General features: G+C 59.0%; 18 protein-coding genes and 1 other RNA gene. 14 read left to right on the forward strand and 5 right to left on the reverse strand.

What is annotated here, in order from left to right; genetic code table 11:
* The first annotated feature begins 11 nt into the window (after positions 1-11).
* The 4 genes from BLW24_RS13850 (at position 12) to BLW24_RS13865 (ending at position 2,153) form a co-directional block, all read left to right on the forward strand.
* Entirely contained in the window at positions 12-599 is a 588-nt protein-coding gene (locus tag BLW24_RS13850; protein ID WP_090382232.1) for a hypothetical protein, read from the forward strand.
* Positions 600-601: 2 nt separating this feature from the next.
* The gene (locus tag BLW24_RS13855) at positions 602-1,060 is read left to right on the forward strand and encodes a YiiX/YebB-like N1pC/P60 family cysteine hydrolase (protein ID WP_090382235.1); all 459 of its coding nucleotides are present in this window, start codon (positions 602-604) and stop codon (positions 1,058-1,060) included.
* A 134-nt stretch (positions 1,061-1,194) separates the two neighbouring features.
* Positions 1,195-1,389 carry a Com family DNA-binding transcriptional regulator gene (locus BLW24_RS13860; protein ID WP_090382237.1) on the forward strand — a complete coding sequence of 65 codons (195 nt, stop codon included), beginning with the start codon at positions 1,195-1,197 and terminating at the stop codon, positions 1,387-1,389.
* Positions 1,359-2,153 carry a DNA adenine methylase gene (locus tag BLW24_RS13865; protein ID WP_090382243.1) on the forward strand — a complete coding sequence of 265 codons (795 nt, stop codon included), beginning with the start codon at positions 1,359-1,361 and terminating at the stop codon, positions 2,151-2,153. Before BLW24_RS13860 ends, BLW24_RS13865 begins: the two co-directional genes overlap by 31 nt.
* Positions 2,154-2,286: 133 nt before the next feature.
* Here BLW24_RS13865 and BLW24_RS13870 read toward each other — a convergent pair whose 3' ends face one another.
* On the reverse strand, positions 2,287-3,324 hold the full coding sequence (locus BLW24_RS13870; protein ID WP_090382249.1) for an NADP(H)-dependent aldo-keto reductase: 1,038 nt from the start codon (positions 3,322-3,324) through the stop codon (positions 2,287-2,289).
* A gap of 247 nt (positions 3,325-3,571) precedes the next feature.
* Between BLW24_RS13870 and rplM the strand changes: the two genes are divergently transcribed.
* The 7 genes from rplM (at position 3,572) to BLW24_RS13905 (ending at position 8,385) form a co-directional block, all read left to right on the forward strand.
* Positions 3,572-4,000 (forward strand): 50S ribosomal protein L13, encoded by a 429-nt coding sequence (gene rplM / locus BLW24_RS13875; protein WP_090382254.1) that lies wholly within the window; start codon positions 3,572-3,574, stop codon positions 3,998-4,000.
* Positions 4,001-4,014: 14 nt separating this feature from the next.
* The gene (rpsI, locus tag BLW24_RS13880) at positions 4,015-4,407 is read left to right on the forward strand and encodes a 30S ribosomal protein S9 (protein WP_090382259.1); all 393 of its coding nucleotides are present in this window, start codon (positions 4,015-4,017) and stop codon (positions 4,405-4,407) included.
* Positions 4,408-4,665: 258 nt separating this feature from the next.
* The gene (gene petA / locus BLW24_RS13885) at positions 4,666-5,259 is read left to right on the forward strand and encodes a ubiquinol-cytochrome c reductase iron-sulfur subunit (RefSeq protein ID WP_090382265.1); all 594 of its coding nucleotides are present in this window, start codon (positions 4,666-4,668) and stop codon (positions 5,257-5,259) included.
* Positions 5,259-6,470: a cytochrome b gene (locus tag BLW24_RS13890; RefSeq protein WP_090382268.1), complete on the forward strand. Its 1,212-nt coding sequence runs from the start codon at positions 5,259-5,261 to the stop codon at positions 6,468-6,470. The genes petA and BLW24_RS13890 overlap by 1 nt, the downstream gene beginning before the upstream one ends.
* Entirely contained in the window at positions 6,470-7,249 is a 780-nt protein-coding gene (locus tag BLW24_RS13895) for a cytochrome c1 (protein ID WP_090382273.1), read from the forward strand. Before BLW24_RS13890 ends, BLW24_RS13895 begins: the two co-directional genes overlap by 1 nt.
* Positions 7,250-7,338: 89 nt before the next feature.
* Positions 7,339-7,956: a glutathione S-transferase N-terminal domain-containing protein gene (locus BLW24_RS13900; RefSeq protein ID WP_090382278.1), complete on the forward strand. Its 618-nt coding sequence runs from the start codon at positions 7,339-7,341 to the stop codon at positions 7,954-7,956.
* 15 nt (positions 7,957-7,971) lie between these two features.
* Complete coding sequence (locus BLW24_RS13905) at positions 7,972-8,385, forward strand: ClpXP protease specificity-enhancing factor (RefSeq protein ID WP_090382284.1); 414 nt, start codon at positions 7,972-7,974, stop codon at positions 8,383-8,385.
* Positions 8,386-8,451: 66 nt separating this feature from the next.
* Here the strand turns inward: BLW24_RS13905 and BLW24_RS13910 are convergent, their stop codons facing one another.
* The 4 genes from BLW24_RS13910 to BLW24_RS13925 are packed head-to-tail and all read right to left on the reverse strand — an operon-like array spanning position 8,452 to position 11,788.
* On the reverse strand, positions 8,452-8,985 hold the full coding sequence (locus BLW24_RS13910) for a BON domain-containing protein (RefSeq protein WP_090382289.1): 534 nt from the start codon (positions 8,983-8,985) through the stop codon (positions 8,452-8,454).
* Positions 8,982-9,575 carry a phosphoheptose isomerase gene (locus tag BLW24_RS13915; protein ID WP_090249136.1) on the reverse strand — a complete coding sequence of 198 codons (594 nt, stop codon included), beginning with the start codon at positions 9,573-9,575 and terminating at the stop codon, positions 8,982-8,984. Before BLW24_RS13915 ends, BLW24_RS13910 begins: the two co-directional genes overlap by 4 nt.
* Before the next feature lie 30 nt (positions 9,576-9,605).
* Positions 9,606-9,980: a YraN family protein gene (locus BLW24_RS13920; RefSeq protein WP_208600176.1), complete on the reverse strand. Its 375-nt coding sequence runs from the start codon at positions 9,978-9,980 to the stop codon at positions 9,606-9,608.
* Positions 9,977-11,788 (reverse strand): penicillin-binding protein activator, encoded by a 1,812-nt coding sequence (locus BLW24_RS13925; RefSeq protein ID WP_090382296.1) that lies wholly within the window; start codon positions 11,786-11,788, stop codon positions 9,977-9,979. The genes BLW24_RS13920 and BLW24_RS13925 overlap by 4 nt, the downstream gene beginning before the upstream one ends.
* A 125-nt stretch (positions 11,789-11,913) precedes the next feature.
* Between BLW24_RS13925 and rsmI the strand changes: the two genes are divergently transcribed.
* From rsmI to mraZ, 3 genes are all read left to right on the forward strand, one after another.
* A complete protein-coding gene (rsmI, locus tag BLW24_RS13930) occupies positions 11,914-12,786 on the forward strand; it encodes a 16S rRNA (cytidine(1402)-2'-O)-methyltransferase (RefSeq protein WP_090382303.1) in 873 nt (290 codons plus the stop codon).
* A gap of 41 nt (positions 12,787-12,827) precedes the next feature.
* An RNA gene (gene rnpB / locus BLW24_RS13935) (RNase P RNA component class A) lies at positions 12,828-13,186 on the forward strand.
* A 308-nt stretch (positions 13,187-13,494) separates the two neighbouring features.
* Positions 13,495-13,950 (forward strand): division/cell wall cluster transcriptional repressor MraZ, encoded by a 456-nt coding sequence (gene mraZ, locus BLW24_RS13940; RefSeq protein ID WP_090249128.1) that lies wholly within the window; start codon positions 13,495-13,497, stop codon positions 13,948-13,950.
* The last annotated feature ends 1 nt before the right edge of the window (position 13,951 follow it).

Raw genomic sequence — 13,951 nt, forward strand, 5'->3', positions numbered from 1 at the left:
GGAAGCAGAAGATGCGCTATTACAGCAAGACTACCGGCTGCACCTACTTGGCTGGTGTCCACCAAAACCAAATGCCCGCCGATGCCATTCCAATCACCGAGGAGCGCTATCTGTCGGTCATAGCCAACCCTCCACTGGACAAGGTTAGAGGCCACGACTCGGAAGGGTTGCCGATCCTGATTGATCCGACAGTGCAACCACTATCTGCAGCCACCTTATGCAGTTCAGTCGATGCCGCAGCTGACAAGGCTCGCGCCAAAGTCGCCGGTGACCCGCTGCGAGCCGTTGAGTACGAGCGTGCCGCCACCGAGGCGCAGACCTTCGCCGCCGCCAACTACCAGGGCGCTGTGCCGCCCATGGTCGCCGCCTGGGCCATCAACGGCCGCACCGCCCGGCAGGCGGCTGACGACATCCTGCGCGAGGCTGGCCAATACAACACTGCCCTGGTTCAACTGCGCACCGTTCGCCTAAATGCCAAAGAGCTGATCCGCAATGCTATGACAGCCGGCAACGTCGAGCAGGCGCAGGACATCGCGGATGAAACCATCGCCAGCATCGAAGCCGCCGTCGCCGGCATCGGCAACAACGCGAGGGTATAAGCATGGGGAGCATCCAACTGCTGTTCAGCACGACGCACCACCCGTTCAGTGGGCTAATCCGTGCCGCTACCTGGTCAGACTGGAGCCATGTTGCTCTCGTCGCCGGGAACTATGTGATCGAGGCGGTTGCTCTGGAGGGCGTGCGCCAGGTTTCCAAGGCCTACGCCATCGAACGTGCCTCGGCATACAGCTTGGTCGACATGCCAGCCCGTAACCCGCAGGCAATCATCGACGCAGCACGCAGCCAGATCGGCAAACCCTACGACTGGACGGCCATTGCCGGCCTCGGCCTGCACCGTGATTGGCAGGAAGAAGACTCGTGGTTCTGCTCGGAGTTGCTGGCCTGGGCGGCCGATCAGGCGGGCGAGCCATGGTTCCGCCCGGAGGCGCTGCGCCGGATTACTCCTCAGCACATCTGGATGCTGTCACCCGAGCGAGGGCTCTGCCATATAGAAGGATAAGAGAGGGCTGTCAGCCTGGGTGCGGTAACACCCAAGCTGACCGCCAACCTGCAGATCAGGCCTGCAAGCCAGCCAAGGCCCCCTGCTCACGCGTGAGCGGCGGGGAGCCTACCAGAAGCGCAAAAGGTTTGCAGATGATGAAAGATATTCGATGTGGCCAGTGTGGCCGCAAGCTGGCAACTGCCAGTGGCTTCACCGAGTTACAGATCAAGTGCCCGCGTTGCCGGACACTCAATCACCTGAAGGCCGAGAGCCTCCTGTTAACGCCATTGAGCGCAACCAGCCATCAGGAGGCACCATGTCCGCACAACCGATCATCCCCTGGATAGGTGGCAAGCGCCGCCTTGCAGACCGGATATTCCCCTTGTTCCCTCAGCACAGCTGCTACGTCGAACCGTTCGCGGGCGGCGCAGCGCTGTTCTTCCTCCGACCGGTACCGGCCGAGGTCGAAGTGCTCAACGATGTAAACGGCGACCTGATCAACCTCTACCGGGTGGTGCAGAACCACCTGGAGGAGTTCGTCAGGCAGTTCAAGTGGGCACTCAGCAGCCGCCAGGTGTTCAAGTGGTTGCAGCTGACCAGGGTCGAAACCCTCACCGATATCCAGCGCGCCGCACGCTTCTATTACCTGCAGCAGTCTGCCTTCGGTGGCCGCGTCGATGGCCAGAGCTACGGCACAGCCACCACCCAGCCGCCAGGGCTCAACCTGCTGCGGATCGAGGAGGCGCTGTCAGCAGCTCACCTACGGCTTAGCAACACCTACATCGAACACCTGAGCTGGCAGGAGGTAATGAAGAAGTACGACCGCGAGCACACGCTGTTCTACTGCGACCCGCCGTACTGGGAGACCGAGGGCTACGGCGTGCCCTTCGAGTTCGAGCAGTACCTAGAGATGGCCAAGCTGTTGAAGGTGATCAAGGGCAAGGCGATCATCAGCCTCAACGACCACCCAGCCATCCGCGAATGCTTCGCCGACTTCCACATCGAGACGACTGACATCAAGTACACGGTGGGTGGTGGCAAGGGGAGTGAGGCGAAGGAGGTGCTGATCTTCAGCTGGGACATCCAAGCCGAACCGGCTGGGCTTTTCTGATATTTCTTTGCACACTATGCAAAAGGGGGCGAAGTGATTTATCTCACCTCAGCCCCTCAATTTTTCGCGCGCGGCTTCAGCGTTGAATAAAAAAGCCCGGCAATTGCCGGGCTTTTTTATTCTTCCGTGCCGATCAGGGCGCTGGGTTGGGCTGGGCTTTATGGATCGCCTCGATGCCAATCAGTACCTCGGCAGAGAGTGTCAGTTCACTGCTGGCCAAGTTGCTGTCCAGTTGCTCCAGGCTGGTCGCGCCGATGATGTTGCTGGTTACAAAGGGTTGCGCGGTAACAAAGGCCAAGGCCATCTGTGCCGGATCCAGGCCATGTTCACGCGCTAGCGCGACATAGCGTGCGCATGCGTTTTCCGACTCCGGGTTGGTGTAGCGAGCAAAGCGGCTAAACAGGCTGATGCGCGCATTGGCAGGGCGGGCGCCGTCTGCGTACTTGCCGCTGAGCATGCCAAAAGCCAAAGGTGAGTAGGCGAGTAGGCCGCATTGTTCGCGGATAGCGATTTCCGCTAGGCCCACTTCAAAGCTGCGGTTGAGCAGGTTGTAGGGGTTCTGGATCGATACGCTGCGCGGCCAGCCGTGTTGTTCGGCCAGCTGCAGGGATTTCATGGTGCCCCAGGGCGTTTCATTGGACAGGCCGATATGGCGAATCTTGCCGGCCTTGACCTGCTCGTCCAAGGCTTCCAGGGTTTCTTCCAGTGGTGTGAATCCGCCGTCCTGGTGGCGATAACCGAGCTGGCCGAAGTAATTGGTCGGGCGTTCCGGCCAGTGCAGCTGGTAGAGGTCGATCCAGTCGGTCTGCAGGCGTTTGAGGCTGGCATCCAGCGCCGCAACGATATGCGTGCGGTTGTGTTTGAGCTGGCCGTCACGGATATAACCGATGCCATTGCCGGGGCCGGCAATCTTGCTGGCCAGCACCCAGTCAGCACGATCACCGCGCTGTTTGAAGTAGTCACCGATGATCTGTTCGGTCTTGCTGTAGGTCTCGGCGCGCGGCGGTACCGGGTACATCTCGGCGGTATCGATGAAATTTACCCCGTAGGCCTTGGCGCGTTCGATCTGGGCGAAGCCCTCGCTAGAGCTGTTCTGTTCGCCCCAGGTCATGGTGCCCAGGCACAGACTGCTGACCTTGAGATCGGTGCGGCCGAGTTGGCTGTAATCCATTGCAAGCTCCTTAAAAATCGATTGGCATAATCGTGTTGAAATTCTCCGCGCAATCTGCATAATTGCGCACCTCTTTCTGCAGTGGAAGTGATGCGCCGCCTGCCGAAGAATCTTGCCGTATTACGGACGCGCTGACCCGAGCCCCCGATAGCGCCTGTTTTCGGCTGCCTTTGACCTTGTCAAAGTACGCACTATTCAGTAAGATCCGCCGTCTTATTTATCAGGGCGGCCCCTGAGGCTATAAAGAATGAAAACTTTTACTGCTAAACCGGAAACAGTTAAGCGCGACTGGTTTGTCGTCGACGCTGCAGGTCAGACCCTGGGTCGTCTGGCTACCGAAGTTGCAAGCCGTCTGCGTGGCAAGCACAAGCCTGAATACACTCCGCACGTCGATACCGGTGACTACATCGTGATCATCAACGCTGAGCAGATTCGCGTTACTGGTGCCAAAACCACTGACAAGATGTACTACTCCCACTCCGGTTTCCCGGGCGGCATCAAGTCGATCAACTTCGAAAAGCTGATCGCTAAAGCTCCTGAGCGTGTGATCGAGACTGCGGTGAAAGGCATGCTGCCGAAGAACCCGCTGGGTCGCGACATGTACCGTAAGCTGAAGGTGTACGCGGGCGCTGCCCATCCGCACACTGCTCAGCAGCCCCAAGAACTGAAGATTTAACGGAATAGTTCATTATGTCGGCGACTCAAAATTACGGCACTGGCCGTCGCAAGACTGCAACCGCTCGCGTTTTCCTGCGTGCGGGCACTGGCAAAATCTCCATCAACAACCGCTCTCTTGACGGTTTCTTCGGTCGTGAAACTGCCCGCATGGTAGTTCGTCAGCCGCTGGAACTGGTTGAGATGACCGAGAAGTTCGATATCTTCGTTACCGTTATCGGTGGCGGTGTAAGTGGTCAGGCTGGCGCAATCCGCCACGGCATCACTCGCGCCCTGATGGACTATGACGAAGCTCTGCGTCCTGCACTGCGTAAAGCTGGCTTCGTGACTCGCGATGCCCGTGAAGTTGAGCGTAAGAAGGTTGGTCTGCGTAAAGCGCGTAAGCGTCCGCAGTACTCCAAGCGTTAATTCGCTACCTGCGTTCACAAAAAAACGCCCAGTTTCCTTTCGGAGCTGGGCGTTTTTTATGGGCGCCTATTTGCTCTGCGGCATCATGCCGCATCCGTGAATGCCCTGATTTGTAAGGGGTTGCGTCCGCTCTGTCAGGGTAATTACCTTGTCAGTAGAGGGGCTTTTCTTTACCATTTGGCAAGTTTTTTGCGCGACTCGATTTTTACCTAGTATAGGCCTGACCAACAGGCCATAAAGCTGATGGGAGACGACTGAATGAGCAATGACGGCGTGAATGCAGGCCGGCGTCGCTTTCTGGTAGCGGCCACCTCTGTGGTGGGCGCTGCAGGAGCGGTGGGTGCCGCGGTCCCGTTCGTAGGGTCCTGGTTCCCAAGCGCCAAGGCTAAAGCTGCCGGAGCACCTGTAAAGGTGAACGTCAGCAAGATCGAGCCTGGCCAGCAGATGGTTGCCGAGTGGCGGGGGCAGCCGGTGTTTATCGTGCGCCGTACCGAGGAAATTCTCAGTAACCTGGTGAAGATCGAAGGTCAGCTTGCTGACTTCGACTCCAAGTCCTCCGAGCAGCCGAGCTACGTCGATCCGAAAACCCGTTCGATCAAGCCAGAAGTGCTGCTGCTGGTAGGCCTGTGCACCCACCTGGGTTGCGCGCCATCCTTCCGTCCGGAAGTTGCACCTGCTGATCTGGGTGCTGAGTGGGTCGGTGGCTATTTCTGCCCATGCCACGGTTCGCGCTACGACCTCGCAGGTCGCGTGTACAAGGCTCAGCCTGCACCCTTGAACCTGCCAGTGCCACCGCACACATACGAGTCGGATGATGTAATCATCATCGGTGTGGATCAGGAGCAAGCATGATGAGTAAATTCATGGAATGGGTCGATGCGCGCTTTCCCGCGACCAAGATGTGGGAAGACCATCTGTCCAAGTACTACGCCCCAAAGAACTTCAATTTTTTCTACTTCTTCGGCTCCCTGGCACTGCTGGTATTGGTCAATCAGATCGTTACCGGCGTTTGGCTGACCATGAGCTACACCCCATCGGCTGAGCAGGCGTTTGCTTCGGTCGAATACATCATGCGTGATGTCGAATACGGCTGGATCCTGCGCTACCTGCACTCCACAGGTGCTTCGGCGTTCTTCGTGGTGGTCTACCTGCACATGTTCCGCGGTCTGCTCTACGGCTCTTACCAGAAGCCGCGTGAGCTGGTGTGGATCTTCGGCATGCTGATCTATCTGATGCTGATGGCAGAAGCCTTTATGGGTTACCTGCTGCCATGGGGCCAGATGTCCTACTGGGGCGCCCAGGTGATCATTTCGCTGTTCGGTGCCATTCCGGTGATCGGTGCGGATCTGACTCAGTGGATCCGTGGTGACTACCTGATTTCCGGCATTACCCTGAACCGTTTCTTCGCCCTGCACGTTGTGGCTCTGCCGATCGTGATTCTGGGCCTGGTAGTGCTGCACATCCTGGCGCTGCATGAAGTCGGTTCGAACAACCCGGACGGCGTCGATATCAAGAAGAAGAAGGACGAGAACGGCATTCCGCTCGATGGCATCGCCTTCCACCCTTACTACACCGTGAAAGATATCGTCGGTGTCGTGGTGTTCCTGTTTATCTTCTGCTTCGTGATCTTCTTCTTCCCGGAAATGGGTGGCTACTTCCTCGAGAAGCCGAACTTCGAAGCGGCCAACCCGTTCAAGACGCCTGAGCACATTGCCCCGGTTTGGTACTTCACCCCGTTCTACGCGATTCTGCGTGCGGTGCCGGACAAGCTGCTGGGTGTAATTGCCATGGGTGCGGCGATTGCGGTCCTGTTCGTGCTGCCGTGGCTGGACCGTAGCCCGGTCAAGTCGATGCGCTACAAGGGCTGGATGAGCAAGGTCTGGCTGCTGATTTTCTGCGTGTCCTTCGTGATCCTCGGCGTGTTGGGCGTATTGTCGCCAACCCCAGGTCGTACGCTGCTGTCGCAGGTGTGTACCTTCCTGTACTTCGCGTACTTCATCCTGATGCCGTTCTATACCAAACACGAGAAGACCAAACCGGTTCCGGAAAGGGTGACTGGCTAATGAAGAAGCTATTTGCTGCACTCGTAATCGCTGCAATGCCGGCGCTGGCTTTGGGCGCTGGCAGTGGTTACCCACTGGATAAAGTGGATATTGATCTGACCGATAAAGTGGCTCTGCAGGATGGCGCGCGTACGTTCGCCAACTACTGCATGGGCTGCCACTCGGCGCAATACCAGCGCTATGAGCGTGTTGCTGATGACATTGGCGTTCCGCATGAAGTCATGCTGGAGAATCTGGTGTTCACTGGCGCGAAGATTGGCGAGCACATGAACATCGGTATGAAGCCGGCTGACGCAAAGGCCTGGTTTGGTGCTGCGCCGCCGGACCTGACCCTGGTTGCGCGTGTGCGTGGTAATGACTGGCTGTACACCTACCTGCGTACCTTCTATGACGATCCAACTCGTCCGCTGGGTGCCAACAACAAGGTATTCCCGAACGTCGGCATGCCGAACGTTTTGGTCGGTCTGCAGGGTAAGCAGGTGATTGGTTGCAAGCAGGTACAAGTGGTTGAAGATGGCAAGAAGCTGTTCGATCCGCTGACCGGTACGCCGATCACTCACGAGGCCTGTGACCAGCTGACTGTTGAGCCGAAGACTGGCCAGCTGAGCAATGAAGAGTTTGACGAGAAGATCCAGAACCTTGTGACCTTCCTTGCCTACTCGGCCAACCCGGTCAAGTTGAAAAGCCAGCGCATCGGTACCTACGTTCTGCTGTATCTTGCCTTCTTCTTCATATTCGCCTATCTGCTCAAGCGCGAGTACTGGAAGGACGTGCATTAATCCGCTGCATCTCCGTTGTTGACCTGCGCGCCCCTTTGGGCGCGCAGGTCTTTCTGCTTCACATAACTCTATAAGCGAGGAGGATCGCCATGGGCGTGACCAATCGGTTGGCCTGTTACTCCGACCCCGCCGACCACTATTCCCACCGCGTACGCATTGTGCTCGCCGAGAAGGGTGTCAGCGCCGATATCATCAGTGTCGAAAAGGACCGTTACCCGGCCAAGCTGCTGGAGGTTAATCCCTACGCCAGCCTGCCGACCCTGGTGGATCGCGATTTGGCTCTGTATGAGTCGACCGTGGTGATGGAATACCTGGATGAGCGTTACCCACATCCGCCATTGCTGCCGGTATACCCGGTAGCCCGCGCCAACAGCCGTCTGCTGATTCATCGCATCCAGCGTGACTGGTGCGCGCAGGTGGACCTGATTCTTGATCCGCGCAGCAAAGAGCCGGCACGTGCCCTGGCGCGTAAAGAGCTGCGCGAGAGTCTGACAGGCGTATCGCCGCTATTTGCTGATAAGGCGTACTTCCTCAGTGAGGAGTTGAGCCTGGTGGATTGTTGCCTGTTACCGATTCTTTGGCGTTTGCCGATTCTGGGGATAGAGTTGCCAAAGCCGGCTAAGCCGTTGCTGGACTATATGGAGCGCCAGTTTGCTCGTGAAGCGTTCCAGGTCAGTCTGTCGCCTGTCGAACGTGATATGCGTTAACCCGAGGAGGTAGTGATGAAGTCGAGTCGTCCTTATCTGGTTCGTGCCCTCTATGAGTGGATCGTGGACAACGACTGCACCCCGCACCTGCTTGTCAATGCCGAGTTTGCCGGCGTGCAGGTGCCTGCCGGTTTTGCCAGTGATGGGCAGATTGTCCTGAATGTCTCGCCGACTGCCGTGCGTCACCTGCATATGGATAACGAGGCGGTGAGCTTCGAGGGACGCTTTGCCGGGGTGCCGCAAAGCCTGTATATCCCTACGGCGGCCGTGCTGGCGATCTATGCGCGAGAGAATGGTCAGGGCATGGTGTTTGATGCGGAGTCGCCGATGCTGGATGGTGATGAGATCGAAGAGCCGGATGAGCAGAGCCCTCCGGATGATGAGCCGCCACGCCCCAGTGGCAGGCCCAGTCTGAAAGTAGTCAAGTAAATATAAAAAAGGCGATCCGAAGATCGCCTTTTTTATGGCCGCCGCACGGGCGGTTTGTTGAAGTTGTCAGTTGGTGTACTGAAACAGCTTCACTATTTTCTGTACGCCAGACACGCTTTGCACCAGGTTGGTGGCGTGAGTGGCCTCGGCGCGCGACACCAGGCCGAGCATATAGACGATGCCGTTCTCGGTGACCACCTTGATGCGCGAGCCTGGCACGGTGCTGTCGGCGAGCATCTGAGTCTTGATGCGGCTGGTCAGTAGCGAGTCATTGCTGCGCACCAGCAGCGAAGTGGGCTGCAGAACCTGCAGTTCGTTGTGCACCTTCTTTACGTTGTTGACGCGGCGGGCGGCCTGTTCGGCCATGCTCTTGAGCTCGTTGCGTGGTGTCTGGCCGGCCAGCAGGACGACGCCGTTGTAGCTGGTGACGACGATGTGTGACTTCGGGCTGCTCAGGTCGATATGCGCGCGGGCAACACTGGAGCTGACTTCCGAGGGGATGAACTGGTCGTCGATCTTGTTGCCGACGCTGCGGTTGCCGCAGCCGGCCAGGGCGAGTGTCAGGGCAAGGGCGGCAAGGATCAGTGGTGAGCGGGTCATTCTTCACTCCCAAACAGTTGGCTGTCGATCAGGTCGCACAGGCAGTGGATGGCCAGCAGGTGAACTTCCTGAATGCGTGCGGTGACTTTCGAAGGTACGCGGATCTCCACGTCTTCCGGCAGCAATAGTGAAGCCATGCCGCCGCCATCGCGGCCGGTGAGGGCGACTACAGTCATCTCGCGGTCGTGAGCGGCCTGGATGGCTTGGATCACGTTGGCTGAATTGCCGCTGGTGGAAATCGCCAGCAGCACGTCGCCCGGTTGGCCGAGGGCACGAATCTGCTTGGAGAACACCTCGTTGTAGCTGTAATCGTTGGCGATCGAGGTGATGGTCGAGCTGTCAGTGGTCAGGGCGATGGCCGGCAGGCTCGGGCGCTCGCGCTCGAAGCGGTTGAGCAGCTCGGAAGAAAAGTGCTGGGCATCGCCGGCTGAGCCGCCGTTGCCGCAGGAGAGGATCTTGCCTTCGCTGAGCAGTGCCTGAACCATGGCCTGGCTGCCTTGCTCGATAAAGGGGATGAGCACTTCCATGGCCTGCTGCTTGGTTTCAATGCTGGCTTGGAACAGGTGGCGAATACGGGCTTGCATGTCCATTGGAGATATAACCTTCAGTGTGGCTTCTGTTCAGGTATCAAAGGCGTTTTGAATCCAGTCCAGTTGCGCGGGGGCTTGGCTGTCGGCGTTTATGGCAATCACATCAAAACGGCATGGGTACTTGGCCCAGCGTGATTCTTGTTGTAGGAAGTGCTGAGCGGCGCGGCTGAGTTTCTCACGTTTGCGTGCATCCACGCTCTCTGCTGCGCCGCCCCAGGCGCTATGGCGTCGATAGCGAACTTCTACGAATACTACTGTATCGGTGTCGAGCATGACCAGATCGAGCTCGCCGAGACGGCAGCGCCAGTTCTGTGCCAGCAGGCGGAGGCCGTGTTGTTCGAGATGCTGCCGTGCCTGGGCCTCGGCAGCGTCTCCGCGCTGTTGCGTGCTAATGCGCTCGCTCAATTGATGCTATCGGGTAGCGGTTGTACCTGGCCATCACGGAACTCGGCCCAAGGCAGCTGGCGCTCGATGCGCTGGCTCGGGTTCAGGCTCAGGTTGCCGGACAGGCCCTGCAGGCGAGTCTCGGGCAAGGCTTTGAGTTGGTTCAGGCGTGGTGCCAGCTGGTAGGCATCGGCGCCCATGGCATACAGGCGGCCGAGGCTGCCACCGGCTTGTGGCCATTGTGTGCTGGCTTGCTGGCGCAGTGGGTCGTTGACGTTCAGCAGCCAGGGGGTTTCACAGAACATGATGCCGTTGAGGTCGATGTACTGTGCCTGGTTGTAGGTGCCGGTAAACAGGTGTGAAGTGGCATATACCGGTACATCGCCGGCGTATTGGAAGGCCAGGGTTGGCTTGATCTGTTGGGCCTGTTGTGGCGTGGCGGCGAGGAAGATGAAGTCGACATCGCGACGGCGCGACGGCGCGGCGGCTACCGAGGTGCCTAGGGTGTTTCGCAGGCGCTTGCTGCGCGTTTCGCTTTCGCGCAGCTGGAACAGATCGGCGATCTGTCGGGCCAGTTCTACGGGCTGATCAACATGTTCTGCCGCAATCAGGGTGCCGCCCTGGGCTTGCCAGCTCTGGCGGAAGGCCGCGAGTACGCGATCACCCCATTCACCATTGGGTACCAGCGCTACGGCGCGACGCATGCCGTCGGCCCAGGCGCGGCGAGCGGCTTCGCGGGCCTCATCCTCGGCGGCGAGGCCGAACTGGAACAGCTGCGCCGGGCCTTCCTGGCTGCCTTCGCTGTAGTTCAGGGCCAGGGTTGTGATGGGTAGCTGTTCGCGGCTGCTCAGCTGGCTGACCAGGTTCTTTTCCAGAGGACCGATCACCAGTTGCACGCCGGCGGCCTGGGCTTGGGTGTAGAAGGCGTCCATCGAGCCGATGCGCGAGCTGTCGAAAATCTGAATATTCGGAGGGTTCTGTCCGGCTTGCTGCGCCTGGTAGTGCGCGGCCAGGAAACCGTCACGCAGGGCGCGAGCCACGCTGGCCAGTTGGCCATCCTGTGGCAGTAGCAGGGCGATCTCGGTCAGTGGTTGGCTGGACAGCTTTTTCAGCTCGACCAGCGCCTGCGGTAGTTGTTGTGCAGCAGGGTGTTGCGGGTTGGCTGCAGCCCAGGCATCGATAGCGCGTTGCTGCTGTTCCAGCGTGCCGGCGCTCTTGGATGAACGGGCCAGCTCCAGCCAGCCGTCGAGGTCAGCGTCGCCGCTGGCTTGCAGTTCGCGTTGTGGCAGGCTGGAAACCAGTGCCCAGATGGCTTCCTGGTTGTCGGTGGCATTGGCACCATTGAGTAATGGGGCGATATAGGCGCGTTCGCGAGCGGCGGCCAGGGTCTGTCCGGTGGCTTGCAGGGCGTTGGCACGTATCAGTTGGCTGCGTACCTGCTGTTCAATAGGCAGCTCGCCGAGACGTTCCATGCTCGGGTGGCTGAGGGCGCGCAGGGCTGCCTTGGGTTTGCTGTGGCTCATGTCCAGTTCAGCGCGCAGGGTGCTGGCGTATATCTGCTGGGCCGGTTTCAGGCTTTCCAGTTGTACTTGCTCCAGAATGCTGCTGGCGCGGGCCAAATCCTTCTGTTTATAGGCCAGGTCTGCCGCCGACAAGCGCAGGGCCGCGGCTTGCTCTGCGGGGCTTTCGGTCGCTTGCTGCAGCAGTTGTTCGATGCTGGCTTGCGGCGTGCGTGGCAGCTCGCCCAGGGTCGATGAGGGCTGGCTGGCGCAGGCGGCGAGCAGGCCGGCAAGGCAGAGGATAAAGATGGGGCGCAGGCAGGCGATCATGTAAGCGTTCCTGATACTTGATCAAATTGAGCGTCGAATTGTACCCAAGCCCGCCGGGTGACGCGATGTTGAAGGTTGGAAGCGGGCTACAATGCGCGCTTTGCTGATTTTGAGAGGCCTGTGCTGTGACCACTTCCGCTGCTGCGAATTCGCCTTTAGGCAGTCTTTATGTGGTGGCAACGCCGATTGGCAACCTTGATGACATCAGTGCGCGCGCGCTGACTATCCTGCGCAGCGTGGCCCTGATCGCCGCAGAAGATACCCGTCATTCCGCGCGGCTGATGCAGCACTTTGGCATCGGCACGCCGCTGGCTGCCTGTCATGAGCACAATGAGCGCGATCAAGGGGGGCGCTTTCTCGCGCGGTTGCTGGCGGGCGACGATGTGGCGTTGATCTCTGACGCGGGTACGCCACTGATTTCCGATCCGGGCTATCACCTGGTGCGCCAGGCGCGTGCTGCTGGCATTGCGGTGGTTCCAGTGCCGGGCGCGTGCGCGCTGATTGCGGCACTGTCGGCTGCGGGTTTGCCGTCGGATCGCTTTATTTTCGAGGGATTTCTGCCCGCCAAGGCAGCAGGGCGGCGCGCTCGGCTTGAGCAGGTAAAGGAAGAACCGCGCACGCTGATCTTCTACGAGGCGCCGCACCGCATTCTTGAGTGCCTGCAGGATATGCAGGCGGTGTTTGGTGAGCAGCGTCCGGCGCTGCTGGCGCGCGAACTGACCAAGACCTTCGAGACGCTAAAGGGTATGCCGCTCTCCGAGTTGGTCGCCTGGGTGGCTGGCGACAGTAATCAGCAGCGCGGCGAATGTGTGGTGCTGGTCGCGGGTTGGCAGGCGCCGGAAGACGAGGAGGCTGTCAGTGCCGAAGCTATGCGCGTGTTGAATCTGCTCTTGGCGGAAATGCCGCTGAAACGCGCGGCAGCGCTGGCGGCGGAGATCACTGGGGTGCGCAAGAACCTGCTCTATCAGGTGGCGCTGGAGCAGCAGAAAGACGTTTAAACCTTGTTCTATAGGGCGCGGGCCGTTAACCTTGCCCGCGGAGAGTCGATCGGACAGTCGCTGCCGTGTTGCGTTCTGCGTAATGCGGGGGAGGAAAGTCCGGGCTCCATAGGGCGGAGTGCCAGGTAACGCCTGGGAGGCGTGAGCCTACGGAAAGTGCCACAGAAAATAACCGCCTAAGCGCTTCGGTGCCGGTAAGGGTGAAAAGGTGCGGTAAGAGCGCACCGCGCGACTGGTAACAGTTCGTGGCTAGGCAAACCCCACTCGGAGCAAGACCAAATAGGGTTCCATTGGCGTGGCCCGCGCTGGAACCGGGTAGGTTGCTAAAGGCGTGCAGTGATGTACGTCGTAGAGGAATGACTGTCCTCGACAGAACCCGGCTTACAGATCGACTCTCCACCTTCCTCATTCATCCGCTTCACTGTTTCGCCTCCTTTCTAAGACCGAAAAAATCTTACTCTTAACAAGTTACTTTAACTTCGTGTTTCAGCGTGCTGTGTTCGCTCATTTTTATATCCATTTCTTCGCGCTATTTCTCCGTTTTGCCCCTCTCAAAGTTCGCTAAATCGCCGTTCTATAAGGATTTTTCCCGCCAAGCGTGCCTTGACGGTGGGGGGCGTGCGTTCCTATAGTGTGCGCGAGTGGTAGGAAGTGGCGCAAAGTGGGTTTCTTGGGCGTGGATAGCCAATAAAAAGGGGTAGCGCGATCGTGTTTCGCGGAGCAAACGCCATCAGTCTCGACGCCAAGGGGCGACTCGCGATGCCAAGTCGGTATCGGGACGAGCTTGTGTCGCGTTGCGCCGGCCAGCTCATCGTCACGATTGATGCCATCGATCCGTGCCTCTGCGTCTATCCACTGTCCGAGTGGGAGCTGATTGAAGCCAAGCTCCGTGAACTCGCCTCCTTCCGCGAAGAAAACCGCCGCCTGCAGCGCTTGCTGATTGGCAACGCTGTTGACCTTGAGCTGGATGCCAGTGGTCGTTTCCTGGTGCCACCACGTCTGCGCGAGTATGCCAAGCTGGACAAGCGCGCGATGCTGGTCGGCCAGCTCAATAAATTCCAACTGTGGGATGAAGATGCCTGGAATGCTGTGGCCGATGCTGATCTGGCCGCGATCAAGCAACCGGGTGCTCTGTCCGACGACCTACGTGACCTGATCCTGTGAC

The organism is Pseudomonas anguilliseptica (assembly GCF_900105355.1).
GTDB classification, from domain to species: Bacteria; Pseudomonadota; Gammaproteobacteria; order Pseudomonadales; family Pseudomonadaceae; genus Aquipseudomonas; species Aquipseudomonas anguilliseptica.